General features: G+C 38.8%; 11 protein-coding genes. 10 read left to right on the forward strand and 1 reads right to left on the reverse strand.

Going from position 1 to position 13,969, the window contains the following annotated elements; translation table 11 throughout:
* Nucleotides 1-67 precede the first annotated feature (67 nt).
* Nucleotides 68-1,426 carry a cysteine desulfurase-like protein gene (locus H6F62_RS01660; protein ID WP_190371165.1) on the forward strand — a complete coding sequence of 453 codons (1,359 nt, stop codon included), beginning with the start codon at nucleotides 68-70 and terminating at the stop codon, nucleotides 1,424-1,426.
* Between the two features lie 273 nt (nucleotides 1,427-1,699).
* On the opposite strand, the gene H6F62_RS01665 is transcribed toward H6F62_RS01660, so the two are convergent.
* Nucleotides 1,700-3,982: a bifunctional (p)ppGpp synthetase/guanosine-3',5'-bis(diphosphate) 3'-pyrophosphohydrolase gene (locus H6F62_RS01665; RefSeq protein ID WP_190371166.1), complete on the reverse strand. Its 2,283-nt coding sequence runs from the start codon at nucleotides 3,980-3,982 to the stop codon at nucleotides 1,700-1,702.
* Nucleotides 3,983-4,282: 300 nt separating this feature from the next.
* Here H6F62_RS01665 and patD point away from each other — a divergent pair, with 300 nt between their 5' ends.
* From patD to ctaD, 9 genes are all read left to right on the forward strand, one after another.
* On the forward strand, nucleotides 4,283-4,636 hold the full coding sequence (patD, locus tag H6F62_RS01670; protein WP_190371167.1) for a heterocyst frequency control protein PatD: 354 nt from the start codon (nucleotides 4,283-4,285) through the stop codon (nucleotides 4,634-4,636).
* A gap of 114 nt (nucleotides 4,637-4,750) precedes the next feature.
* Nucleotides 4,751-6,532, forward strand: a complete 1,782-nt coding sequence (locus tag H6F62_RS01675; RefSeq protein ID WP_190371168.1) for a tetratricopeptide repeat protein — start codon at nucleotides 4,751-4,753, stop codon at nucleotides 6,530-6,532.
* Between the two features lie 317 nt (nucleotides 6,533-6,849).
* Nucleotides 6,850-8,097: a hypothetical protein gene (locus H6F62_RS01680; RefSeq protein ID WP_190371169.1), complete on the forward strand. Its 1,248-nt coding sequence runs from the start codon at nucleotides 6,850-6,852 to the stop codon at nucleotides 8,095-8,097.
* Between the two features lie 174 nt (nucleotides 8,098-8,271).
* Nucleotides 8,272-8,607, forward strand: coding sequence for a thioredoxin (trxA, locus tag H6F62_RS01685; RefSeq protein WP_190371170.1), 336 nt, complete (start codon nucleotides 8,272-8,274; stop codon nucleotides 8,605-8,607).
* Between the two features lie 174 nt (nucleotides 8,608-8,781).
* The gene (locus tag H6F62_RS01690; protein ID WP_028088820.1) at nucleotides 8,782-9,447 is read left to right on the forward strand and encodes a nitroreductase family protein; all 666 of its coding nucleotides are present in this window, start codon (nucleotides 8,782-8,784) and stop codon (nucleotides 9,445-9,447) included.
* A gap of 639 nt (nucleotides 9,448-10,086) precedes the next feature.
* Entirely contained in the window at nucleotides 10,087-10,587 is a 501-nt protein-coding gene (locus tag H6F62_RS01695; protein ID WP_137906739.1) for a DUF2231 domain-containing protein, read from the forward strand.
* Nucleotides 10,584-11,192, forward strand: coding sequence for a DUF2231 domain-containing protein (locus H6F62_RS01700; RefSeq protein ID WP_137906740.1), 609 nt, complete (start codon nucleotides 10,584-10,586; stop codon nucleotides 11,190-11,192). Before H6F62_RS01695 ends, H6F62_RS01700 begins: the two co-directional genes overlap by 4 nt.
* 95 nt (nucleotides 11,193-11,287) lie before the next feature.
* The gene (locus tag H6F62_RS01705; RefSeq protein WP_137906741.1) at nucleotides 11,288-12,211 is read left to right on the forward strand and encodes a cytochrome c oxidase subunit II; all 924 of its coding nucleotides are present in this window, start codon (nucleotides 11,288-11,290) and stop codon (nucleotides 12,209-12,211) included.
* Nucleotides 12,212-12,292: 81 nt separating this feature from the next.
* Nucleotides 12,293-13,948: a cytochrome c oxidase subunit I gene (ctaD, locus tag H6F62_RS01710; RefSeq protein WP_137906742.1), complete on the forward strand. Its 1,656-nt coding sequence runs from the start codon at nucleotides 12,293-12,295 to the stop codon at nucleotides 13,946-13,948.
* Nucleotides 13,949-13,969: the final 21 nt, after the last annotated feature.

Here is a 13,969-nt window from a genome sequence, read left to right on the forward strand (position 1 = left end):
CTGAAGATTGCTATACTCACATCTTGCACCTTTACGCGAAACAAAAATCATAAACAGAGGAAAAACTATGGAATCTCTAGATATAAAATGGATTCGTTCTCAGTTTCCCGCACTCACACAAACAATCAACAAAAAGCCAGCAATTTTCTTTGATGGACCAGGAGGAACACAAGTTCCTGGTGGAGTTTTAGACGCAATTAGTGATTATTTAGTTAGATCAAATGCGAATGTTCATGGTACTTTTGCTACAAGTTTGCGAACAGATGCTTTAATTATTTCCGCCAGAGCAGCGATCGCTGACTTCTTAGGATGCGATAATGATGAAATAGTATTTGGCGCAAATATGACCACTCTCACCTTCTCTGTGAGTCGCGCTATTGGTAGAGAATTACAAGCTGGTGATGAAATTATCGTTACAGACTTAGATCATGCTGCGAATATTTCTCCTTGGTATGCTTTAGCAGAAAAAGGTGTAATTATTCGTGCTGTTGATATCAATACTTCTGATTGTACTTTAGATTGGCATGATTTAGAAAAAAAGATAAATTCCCGCACCAAATTAGTAGCAGTTACCTATGCTTCTAATGCCGTGGGGACAATTAATGATATTAGTAAAATAGTCAAAATAGCCCACAATGTCGGGGCTTTAGTATATGTTGATGCTGTCCATTACGCGCCCCATGGACTGATTAATGTTCATCATTTAGATTGTGATTTTCTAGCCTGTTCTGCTTACAAATTCTTCGCACCCCATGTAGGAATTGTCTACGGAAAAAGAGAACATTTAACCAGATTTTCCCCTTATAAAGTTAAACCAGCAACAGAAGAAATTCCCTCAAAATGGGAAACAGGAACTTTAAATCATGAAGGTTTAGCCGGGTTAATAGCAGCGATTAATTATTTAGCCAAATTAGGTTGTCATGTTTCCCCAAACTTAGATAATGAATTACTTTCCTCCTTAATAGAAGCCGACAGAGAAGGTTTAACTACCTTCCATTGTCCTCGATTTTTGACAGCACCAGAACAAAAAAATCATCAATTAGTATCAGCCTATCATAGTCGACGAGCAGCTTTAATAGCAGCAATGTCAGCCATTCAACAATATGAAAGAGAATTAAGTAAAAAGCTAATTTCAGGCTTATTAAAAATCCCTGGTTTACGCTTATATGGTATTACAGAACCCAGCCAATTTAAATGGCGCACACCAACAGTATCTATTCGCATAGCAGGAAAAACGCCCGCAACCATAGCCCAAATATTAGGAGAAAAGGGAATATTTGTTTGGTACGGAAATTTTTATGCAATTAACCTCACAGAAAAATTAGATGTAGAAACATCTGGTGGATTATTGCGGATAGGATTAGCCCATTATAACACAGTTGAAGAAATAGATCAACTATTACAAACCCTAAATGAAATTGTTTAAGAGGGAACAGGGAACAGGTGACAGGGAACAGGGAACAGGTGACAGGGAAGAGGGAACAGGTAACAGGTAACAGGTAACAGGTAACAGGGGACAGGGAACTCTTAACAGGTAACAGGGAACAGGTGACAGGTGACAGGTAACTCTTAACCTGTTATGTCGGGTTTTTTCCGTTCACCTACTTAGTCTCATTAAGCCCTAATTAGTCCACGGAGGTGGACTTTGCTTGTGTAGTAGCGACTTCTATTCGCCCAATACCCTTTATTAATTTTTAATTCATCCACAGTCGTCAGCCTCACAGACACGACGTATATTAATAATGTCACTCATTTTTTTAAGTTGAACAAATAAACGTTCCAACTGAGGACAATCGCGCACATCAATTCCTAAATCAATTAAAGCCGGTTCTCCCAAAGAAGTTTTAACTTGAGCGTGACGGACATTGATACCCTGGTCGCTTAATCGAGATAGTACATCTTTTAATACTCCCACTCTATCTAATGCCTCAATTTGCATATTAATAGGATATGTATAAGGACGGCTTTGATTTTCTGTAACTGAGTTCCAACGCACTGGTACTAAACGTTCACACTCAACATGACCTAGATTATGACAGCCTTGGCGGTGTATAGAAATTCCTCTTCCCCTAGTCACAGCCCCCACAATTGGTTCCCCAGGAATGGGAGTACAACAACCAGCAATATGATAAACTAAACCCTCCACCCCAAGAATAGGGGAATCACTAGCACGGTATGTAGATAATGAATCCGTTTTTTCCTGGCGCGAAGTTTTTGCTGTTGATTCCTTGGCGAGAAATGGGATCATATCACTAACAGGTTGTTTACCTTTAACAACTTCCCGCCAACGGTTCAGCACTAAATTTAAAGTAACTTCCCCATAACCTAAACTAGCCAGTAAATCTTCTACACTGTGATAATTACACTTTTCCGCCACAGTCTGCATAGCCTCTGATTTGAGTAAGTTCTCAAAACCAGTTTTCCCCAATTCCTTTTCTAATAAATCCCGTCCCCTGGCGACATTTTCTTCTCGGCGCGATCGCTTATACCATTGTTTAATACGATACTTCGCAGCCGAAGTACCAACAAAATTTAACCAATCTAAACTGGGATGACAATTTTTTTGAGTAATAATGTCAACAATATCACCATTATGCAATCGCGTTGATAAGGGAACAATGCGCCCATTTACCCGCGCCCCTGCACAGTGGTTTCCGATTTCTGTATGAATGCGATAGGCAAAATCTATACTGGTAGAACCAGGACTTAAAGGAATAACATCCCCCTTGGGAGTGAAGACATAAACCCCATCTTCAAAGAGATTATCTTTCACACTATCTAAGTATTCTTGAGCATCTTTTAAGTCACTTTGCCAATCTAGCAATTGGCGTAACCAAGTAAATTTTTCATCAGAACTTGTTAAGTTAGTATTCTCAGAACCACCAGTTTCTTTATACTTCCAATGAGCAGCAATTCCGTATTCCGCGATATGGTGCATTTCCAGAGTGCGAATTTGCACTTCTAAGGGTCGCCCTGTCAAACCAATTACCCCAGTATGTAGAGATTGATAATTGTTTGGTTTAGGCAGACCTATATAATCCTTAAATCTACCAGGGATGGGACGAAAAGTATCATGAACCACCGCTAAAGCTCGATAACATTCTTCATTAGTTTGGACAATAATTCGCAGCGCCGCCAAATCATAAATTTCATGAAATTCCTTTTGCTGCCGCCGCATTTTTTGATAAATGCTATAAAGGTGTTTAGGACGACCGCTAATTTCCAAACAATTAATACGCGCTTTCAGTAACCGACGGCGCAGAGTCTCCGTAGCTTTAAGTAACTTTTCTTCCCTATCCGTGCGTTTTTCAGCCACACATTGCTGAGTTTCTCGATAGGCCTCCGGTTCTAAATATTTGAATGCTAGGTCTTCTAATTCCCATTTAATTTGCCAAATTCCTAAACGATTCGCCAAAGGTGCGAAAATATCTCGTGTTTCCTGGGCGCTACGTTGACGACTAGATTCTGGCATATATTGAAGAGTCCGCATATTATGCAAACGGTCCGCCAGTTTGACCACAATTACCCGAATATCTTGCGCCATAGCCAGAAACATTCGCCGGAAATTTTCCGCTTGACTTTCGGTTTTGCTGGTAAAATTAATTTTCGACAGCTTAGTAACACCTTCTACCAATCGCCGCACCTCTGATCCAAAGCGTGCTTCTATGTCTTCACCTGTAACTTCTGTATCTTCAACTACATCATGAAGCAAGCCCGCTGCTATCATAACAGGACTACCACCTAATTCACGGAGTATTTCCGCCACAGCCACAGGGTGAGCAATATAAGGCTCTCCAGATTTTCGGGTTTGACCCCCATGTAATTCATAAGCAAACTGAAATGCTCGACAAATAAGGGCGTTACCGTTATACGTTCGCTCCTCTTCCTCCGTCAGTATGGGTGCTGGAGGTTCAATTAAACATCTGTTCAGCCAGTCTGGGAGAACGACATCAGTAGGAGGTTTGATAGCTATACTACTCATAAAATCAAAAAGGTAATTTGTGGATAGGTTGGAAGATAGTTAAAATTGACAGCACCGCCATAAAATAGATGCTGTTGCCTGGAGGCTTAGAGATAAGGTGAGAAAGATAATGTTCTAATTGTATTGTTTGTAGTTATCATCCATTACAGGTTGCTGGCAAATATGGTCATAAAAACCTATTGACGAGAAACCAAGCCTCAAAAGTAAAATTCAAGGCTGGTGATTTTCAGCAGAAACAAAAGAAAGTTGAGTTGTATGAGAAAATTTTCTTGACATTAATATTATCCTAACTGGCAACAAATGTCTTTAAATTGTGATAAATATCAGGAGTTGGCAACATTTATAGACGAGTTACGAACTCATATAACAGCCGATAAACTCAATACTAATCAATTACGGTTAAATTTCACCCATTTACAAACATTTTTTTTACAGCTTGTTCCCTTAGTTGATGACAATTCCCAGCAACTGTCCTATAAAACGGAAATAAGTAAACAGTTGCGACTCTTGGAAGTGGATATAATGTTTCTCCAAGGGGCAAGGCATTCAACAACGCTACAGGCTAGATTGAAAGCCATTGAAGAACGAATTAATACTTTACTTGGGTATTGTCAAGCTATTATCCAGCCTACGAAATCACAGGAATCAAAGTAGGAATTTGTCTCACGCAGAGGCGCGAAGGAAGAGTTTGAGAGATGGAATTTTTGGCTCTTGATGGGGAATAATGAAATTATATACTTTGTCACAGTAGAGCAAATTTAAACCAATATGGACTGGACAACACCACTCAAGGCACAACAAACTGATTTTATTCAAAGACTTAAATCTGCTAAATTACTCCATTGTGACGAAAAAGGCCAGCATAGTGAATTAACTATCATTTCTGGTCAAAGGTTAGACCAATTACGGGATTTTTGCTGGGAAATGGTGAAAAAATATAAACCAAATGATCCCCAAAATTACTTTATCAACAATATGAAGGGGAAGTTGGGTGAGGAAGTTGTTAAATCCCGGTTAGCTGATTTTGTCACAGAAGTTGACTATGAAAAGCGCGTTGGTGGTGATGGAAAAGTTGATTTTACCTTAACTTCTGACTCATCAATTGGTATTCAGGTTAAAGCCCGGAATGGCAATTTCGATAAAATTCAATGGTCAATTAGTCAAGAAGAAATTGCAAAAAATGCTGTTCTAGTTTGTATTTTAATTCAAGAGGAAGTTAGCGAAGCTCAGGCTGAATACAATCTGATTTTGGCGGGATTTTTACCAACAAATATGATTACATCGAATACTGGTAAAGCCTTGGTAGGAATAGATGAATTGCTTTATTCTGGCGGTTTACGCAGCTATTTAGAAAGTTTGACATCTTCTGAAGCTGACGAATATATGCGACTGGGTAATGAATGTATTGAAAAAGAAGATTATCAAAATGCTTTTGGTTATTATACTCAAGTATTGCAACTGAAACCAAATAATGAAGATGCTTATTTTGACAGAGCAATAGCCCGTTATTATTTAGGAGATAAGCAGGGTGCAATAGATGATTACAACCAAGCTATCAAGTTTAATCCTAACTTAGCCCAAGCCTACTACGGCCGGGGATATGTCCGTGATGATTTAGGAGATAAGCAAGGAGCAATAGAAGATTACACCCAAGCTATCAAGATTAATCCTAACTATGCCAAAGCCTACCACAACCGGGGAGTTGTCCGTTCTGAATTAGGAGATAAGCAGGGTGCAATAGATGATTACACCCAAGCTATCAAGATTAATCCTAACTATGCCAAAGCCTACCACAACCGGGGAATTGTCCGTAATGATTTAGGAGATAAGCAAGGAGCAATAGAAGATTACAACCTAGCTATCAACATTAATCCTAACTATGCCAATGCCTACAACGGCCGGGGAATTGTCCGTAAGCAATTAGGAGATAAGCAGGGTGCAATAGATGATTACACCCAAGCTATCAAGTTTAATCCTAACTATGCCAATGCCTACTACAACCGGGGAGTTGTCCGTAATGAATCAGGAGATAAGCCAGGAGCAATAGATGATTACAACCAAGCTATCAAGTTTAATCCTAACTATGCTGATGCCTACTACAACCGGGGAATTGTCCGTTATGAATTAGGAGATAAGCAAGGTGCTATAGATGATTACACCCAAGCTATCAAGTTTAATCCTAACGATGCCGAAGCCTACATCGGACGGGGAAATGTCCGTGATGATTTAGGAGATAAGCAAGCAGCAATAGATGATTACAACCTAGCTATCAAGATTAATCCTAACCTTGCCCAAGCCTACTACAACCGGGGAGTTGTCCGTTATGCTTTAGGAAATAAGCAAGGAGCAATAGATGATTACACCCAAGCTATCAAGTTTAATCCTAACTATGCCAATGCCTACTACAACCGGGGACTTGTCCGTAAGGATTTAGGAGATAAGCAGGGTGCAATTAAAGATTTCCAAACAGCCGCAAATATCTATAAAAAAGAAGGTAAAGAAACAGACTATCAAGATGCTATGCAACAACTCAGAAAAATTAACAAATAATGAATATGAGTTAAGCCAGGTACGAAATATCCCCGACTTCTGAATTAGATTTTTTGTAAATAATGAAGATCATTCAAAAAAGTCGGGGATCTAAATCAGTTGGGTTCATTTTCTTCTCTCTTCCTTCGCGCCTCTGCGCCTCTGCGTGAGCCAAAAATATTTAACTGACTCACAAACTAACTACTGAATAAGTATATAAAACTTAACAAAAAAAACTACTAAAGTCATAGAAAAATGGTAAATTACTTTCAGTAACACCGATGATCAGGCTGTGTTTCTTGATAGTCCATCAACTTAAATAGATACAGGATAGTTATATGTTTAATAGAATACGTAGTCTTTTAAGCGGATTTTTCAATAATTCTCGCACAGTCAACAACGAACCACTAAATAAAGTGAGTTTGATAGTAATTATTTTAGTTGATATTTTCATTTTAATTAATGTCTTTACAGGTTTAAATGATATTAGTCAATGGTATCTTAGCCCGTCTCAGTCTTATCCATGCTATTCTGAATGGAACGATTATAAAGCAGATACTAGGACAAATAAAGATTATCAATTTCTGATCAGTGGATTACTTGATAGTAGCAATGAGCAAACAATTCAACAAAGATATCAAGATGCAGAAAATAGACATTTGGGTAAAGTTTCGCCAATATGTTTAAATTATGGAGAATTTAAAGATCAACTAAACAATCCTGAAAATCAGAAAATTATCAGCGGTATCAATCAGAAACAAAATAAGATTAATCAACTCCAACAGGCCAATAATACAATTCGTGAACAATACGATTCCACACTTTTAGAAAAAATTGCTGGTCAGCCTTCAGGTAATTCTATTAATCAAGTAAAAGCGGAAAAAGCTAAACAGGAATTAACGCAAAACAACCGCAATATTTCTGTATTAAAACAAGAAATTGCTAATCTACAAAATCAACTGCTGAACAAACCTGAGAGTATTAATTTCCTCTCTTTTGTCAAGGACGAAACTAAATTTAACCAAGTTGCAAAAGGTCATCAAGACGCATCATTTTGGTATTCTAGCATTCAATTTCTATTTCAGTCTATTTTCCTATTGCCCTTGATTTTGGTTGCATTATTGGTTAATAACTTCAGTCAACGCCAAGGATATGGATTAATAAGCCTCATAAGCTGGCATTTGCTAGTTATATTTCTCATTCCTCTAGTTCTAAAAATATTTGAATTTCTGCAAATTGGTGTCATATTTCAATATTTATCTAATCTCATTAATCGTCTGTTTGCAGGGTTAATCTTCCTCCTGCGTTACCTTTATATTTTGGTAATTCCTGTACTTGGTTTTGGGATCATTAAATTTTTCCAAACCGTTGTATTTAATACCAAAATTCAGGCCACTAAAAGAATTCAAGAATCAAGGTGTATTCGCTGTGCCAAAAAAATTCGTCCACGAGATAGTTACTGTCCCCACTGTGGTTATGATCAATATATTGAATGCCATAATTGCCATAATTTGACCTATAGAGGATTACCTTATTGTTATCATTGTGGCGCTGATCAAAATTCTAGTCCCGTAGAACAGAATTAAAAATCAAAAAGTATAATTCATCAATGTTGGGTTTAACTGTCGTTCAACCCAACCTACAGAGATAATAAAAAACTTAGCAAATTTAAACTTAGCAAATTTAAACTTAGCGACATATTTCCTCACCTATTTATTAGATATTATCGAATTACTAACTTAAATCTAAAGAGAGGATTTATGTCATCAATTACGAATGTAACAGAAGCCACATTTAAACAAGAAGTATTAGAAAACGAAACACCCGTTTTAGTTGACTTTTGGGCACCCTGGTGTGGTCCGTGTAAAATGTTATCTCCTGTAGTCGAAGAAGTAGCTACAGAATACGAAGGACAATTGAAAGTTGTTAAAGTCAATACAGATCAAAATCCCACAGTTGCTAGTCATTACGGGATTCGTACCATTCCCACCTTGATGGTATTTAAAGGAGGAAGACAAATTAATACTGTTGTTGGTGCTGTTCCCAAAACCACTTTAGCTGCTACCTTAGATAAGTATATTACCAGAGAGAAGTAATTAAAAAAACAGGGATATTAGAGATAAAAACTCCCCATTTACTTCCTCGCGTCTCTGGGTCTGTGCGTGATCAAAAATACCCTGTAATTCCATCAACAAATAACGAACCACAGGTTAATTGAACAGCGGACAAAAAAGCGTTACCCTAAATAGGACAAAACAGAGGAGAATACCGTGAGTTCCAGCACCCAGACCCAAGCATTAGACGTACCTAGCGCCATAGTACAACGCCGTTCCATCAAAACCTTCAAACCAGATTCTATTTCCCCCGACTTACTCAAACAACTAGTAGAATTAACCGTAGCCGCACCCAGTAGTTTTAACGTTCAATCTTGGAGAATAGTATTAGTTCAAGAGGAAACGCAAAAACAAGCATTATGCGCGGCTTCCTGGAATCAAAAGCAAATCATCCAAGCGCCCGTTACCTTTGTTTTCGCTGCTGACACTGCTGCGGGAGAAAAGGACTTAACACCGATTTTAGAACAAGGGTTAGCCACAGGAGCCTGGAATGAGGGAACTGTGAATTATTTTAGAAATGCAATTCCCCAATTTCAAGCAGGGTTAGGAGACAAGCGCCGGGAATACGCCATTAAAGATGCCATGATAGCAGCTACAAACTTAGTCTTAGCCGCAGAAAGCCTGGGTTTATCTACCTGCTTTATGAATGGTTGGATTGAAGAACAGGTCAAAGCTATAATTGGTGCTGAGAATAACCCAGACATAGCCATTGCTGTTTTAGTACCGGTCGGTTATGCGGCCGAACCGCGTTTAAATCCCGGTCGTTTACCATTATCGGTTAATGTGTCTGTAGATAAGCTAGACAACCCCTATGAAGGTTAATTAGGGATTTGGGGGTTAGGTTGGGACAATTTTTGGCTAAATGAACCATATTTTTAGTTTCGCGCAAAGATGCGAGGGCGCACAGCATCATGAAGTTCATCTGTCCTCATCTGTCTTCATCTGTCTTTATCTGTCTTAATTATCTGTCCTCATCTGTCTTTATTATTTGTCTTCATCTGTCTTCATCTGTCTTTATCTGTCCTCATCTGCGGTTAATTATTCTGAAAATCTTATTCTATCTAGCTTTGTTTTAATTATACTTACTATAAAAACTATATATTTCGGTTGTTTAAATTACAAAGTGATAATTTTTTATTGTACATCAATAAACATAAAAATAGTTGGTTTTGATTTAAAAATATTGTAATACGGCAATGACTAAAATCTGTTGCTGGCTCTCTCATTAATTCTAGAAGTTTTACTTTTAGTTTTTCTGACAATTCACAAAAATTTACTTAACCCAAATATTGGGTTTAGTAAGTTCAATTTCTAACAGTGATTTAGTTTAGCTACATCCATAATTACTGTTGTTTGACATATTTTCCCTATTTTTCAGGGGAGTAAATGACTGAACTCGCAGCAAATTTATCATATTTATGTTTGGCTGGATAGAGTAGTAAATAAGTCTAGGAGATTGTAATGCTGGATTTTTTCACTTCATTGAATGAGCATAATTTACCATATCCAGATCCTTTACATCCTATCGTGGTTCACTTTGTAATTGCGATGGTTCTATTTTCTGTTTTCTGTGATGTCGCTGGGTATTTAACTGGTAGAACTCGCTTGTTTGAAGTGAGTTGGTGGAATATGTGTATTGCTACAGTGGCGATTTTTGTAGCGATTATTTTTGGTCAATTTGAGGCGGGTTTAGCTAAACCTTATGAACTGGCTAAATCAGTTTTAAATGTTCATACTCTTATTGGTTGGTCACTTTCTGGAATCATTACGGCCATTACAGCTTGGCGTTATGTTTTGCGGAGTCAAAACCCGAATAAACTGCCTTTTCATTATCTAGCTGTGGGCATTTTATTAACATTAATTGTCGGTTTTCAAGTGTATCTTGGTGATGAACTTGTATGGGTGTATGGCTTACATACTGTACCTGTTGTGGACGCGGTCAAGGATGGAATATTGCCATGAATTCAGAATTATTAGATCAAATTAGTCATCAAATGGGTGCAAATGGTTTACCTTATGCCATTCCTGTTCATCCTAATTTAGTACATCTAACATTAGGTTTATTCATCATTGCCATCATTTTTGATCTTTTAGGTGTATTCTTCCCTGTGGAAAAATGGCTATTCAGATTTTTGGGAATTAAAGTTGAGCGTTCTCAATTATTTGATGTGGGTTGGTATAACGTTTTTGCCGCTGCTGTAATTACATTCTTTACGGTTGGTGCGGGTTTTTATGAAATGTTATTGGCTGCCCCACCAGCAGATATTAAAAGTCCTTGGGGAATGTTAGCAATGCCCACAATGATGTGGCATGGTGTCGGTGGTGTATTGCTATTAGCAATGATTGTTGGTATGACTTTTTGGCGAGGTTGGCAACGTTATGTTATCGGCAAATATGAAGAGCGAGAAGTACAAATTTCTTATCTCGTTGTCGGTGTAATTATTATGTTGCTGATGTATGTTCACGGCACATTAGGAGCGCACTTAGCAGCAGATTTTGGTGTTCACAACACAGCCGATAAATTACTGCGAGCCGGACAAGACATTAATCAAATATTGGGTAAATAGGTAATGGGTAAATAGGTAATGGGTAATTGGTAATGGGTAATGGGTAATGGGTCATTAAAAACTAACTGACAACTAACAACTGACAACTGACTATTATGAAAATTCGGCAAATTCTCAACTTTTTGACCCTAGCTACTGGGGCAGTTGCCGTAACTTTTACTAGTCTATGGATTGGTAAACAGGCTTATTATTGGCTTCCTCCCCAAGGGGCTGCTGAATCTCATCTTATTGATGATTTATTTAGCTTTTTGGTAACATTAGGAGCTTTAATTTTCCTGGGAGTAACTGCTACTCTTCTCTATTCCATCACTTTTCATCGTGCCAGACCGACGGATTTTAGTGATGGTCCCCACATTGAAGGTAATATAACTTTGGAGGTAGTTTGGACGGCAATCCCGATTATGTTGGTATTATGGATTGCTGGTTATAGTTACCAAGTTTACGAACAAATGGGTATCCAGGGACCATCTCACCAGATACATCTACATAATCCCATGAAGATGGAGTCCGTTGCTGTTGTGGAAGATAAAGATCCAGCAGCCATAGTCGAAGATGTAGAACATATTGATGTATCGGCTAAACAATGGGCTTGGGTGTTTCATTATCCAGAACAGAACGTTACCAGTACAGAATTGCATTTACCCCAGGATAGTCGTGTCCGTCTTAATCTACATTCGGAAGATGTACTTCACGGCTTTTATATACCTGCTTTCCGTCTTAAACAAGACATTATTCCTGGTCATGATCTGGACTTTGAATTTACTCCTATTCGCCCCGGTGCTTATGATTTAACTGATTCCCAATATAGCGGTACATATTTTGCTACTATGCGGGCAAAAGTAATTGTGGAATCACCTAGTCAATATCAGCAGTGGTTAAGCAAAGCTGCAAGTCAAGAACTCACCCCAGCACCTAACCAAGCGGCTTCTGAATACGCTCAAAAACTCGAAAATGGGATTAATAGCGGTTGGAAAACTGTTAAACCCGCTACACCTCCTTTGGTCAATTTCTCCGGTTAACTAACCTTTTGCTTTTAGATTTGGTCATCAAAAATCTAAAAATTGGCAATCCAAAATCTAAAATCTAAAATCTAAAATCGAATGACTAACATCCCCATTGATATCACTGGTGAATCACATCACCACGAACCGCCCCAAACCTGGAGAACCTACTTCAGTTTCAGTACAGACCATAAGGTTATCGGTATTCAATACCTCGTTACCTCTTTTATTTTCTTCCTGGTTGGTGGTATCTTCGCTATGATTTTGCGCGGAGAACTGATCACCCCGGAAGCTGATTTGATAGACCGCACAGTATACAACGGAATGTTTACCATGCACGGAACAGTGATGCTGTTTCTCTGGACATTCCCCTCCCTTGTTGGTATGGCTAACTACCTTGTTCCCCTGATGATTGGGGCGCGAGATATGGCTTTCCCCCGCCTCAACGCCGTCGCTTTTTGGATGGTGCCGGTGGTGGGTATTCTCCTCATGGCCAGCTTCTTTGTCCCCGGTGGACCGGCTCAATCTGGGTGGTGGGCATATCCCCCCGTCAGTACCCAAAACCCCACGGGAAACTTGATTAACGGTCAAGTTCTCTGGTTATTAGCAGTGGCTATTTCCGGTGTCTCTTCCATTATGGGTGCGGTAAATTTTGTCACTACTATTGTGAAAATGCGATCGCCGGGAATGGGTTATTTTAGAATGCCTCTCTTTGTGTGGGCAGTATTTAGCGCCCAAATTATCCAATTATTTGGACTCCCAGCTTTAACCGCAGGGGCTGTAATGTTACTTCTTGATATTACAGTAGGAACTGCTTTTTTCGACCCCACCAAAGGCGGAAACCCGGTGATGTTCCAGCATTATTTCTGGTTCTATTCTCACCCCGCAGTTTATGTAATCATTTTGCCTATTTTCGGCATTTTCTCGGAAATCTTCCCGGTTTATTCCCGCAAACCTCTATTCGGTTATAAAGTCGTTGCTATTTCTTCCATGTTAATTGCTGTAGTTAGCGGCATTGTTTGGGTACACCATATGTATGTCAGTGGTACTCCTGCTTGGCTACGGTTGTTTTTCATGGTGACAACCATGTTTGTATCTATTCCCACAGGGATTAAGGTATTTGCTTGGGTGGCAACTATTTGGGGTGGTAAAATTCGCCTCACTACACCCATGTTATTTGCTTTGGGTGGTTTGGTAATGTTTGTTTTTGCTGGCATTACAGGAATTATGCTTTCTTCTGTTCCTGTAGATGTTCATGTTAATAATACCTATTTTGTTGTCGGCCATTTCCATTATGTTCTCTATGGAACTGTAACTATGGGAATGTATGCCGCTATCTATCATTGGTTTCCTAAAATGACGGGGAGAATGTTCCACGAAGGTTGGGGAAAAATCCATTTTTGGTTAGCATTTATCGGCACAAATTTGAATTTCTTACCTATGCACCCATTAGGTTTACAAGGAATGTTACGCCGCGCTGCTTCTTATGCACCTGAATTAATTGGTTGGAATATTGTTGCTAGTTTGGGTTCTTTTTTGTTAGGAATGTCTACTCTTCCTTTCATTTTCAATATGTTGATTTCTTGGATAGACGGAGAAAAAGCTCCTGCTAATCCTTGGCGGGCTATTGGTTTGGAATGGACTGTTTCTTCTCCTCCTCCTGTTGAAAATTTTGAGGAAATTCCGGTGATTACTTGCGAACCTTATGGTTATGGTAAGTCTGAGGATTTAATTGCATCTGCTGAACATGAGTAATGGGTAATATAGCGATTCTAT

Source organism: Anabaena sp. FACHB-1391 (genome assembly GCF_014696755.1).
Lineage (GTDB): Bacteria > Cyanobacteriota > Cyanobacteriia > Cyanobacteriales > Nostocaceae > Dolichospermum > Dolichospermum planctonicum.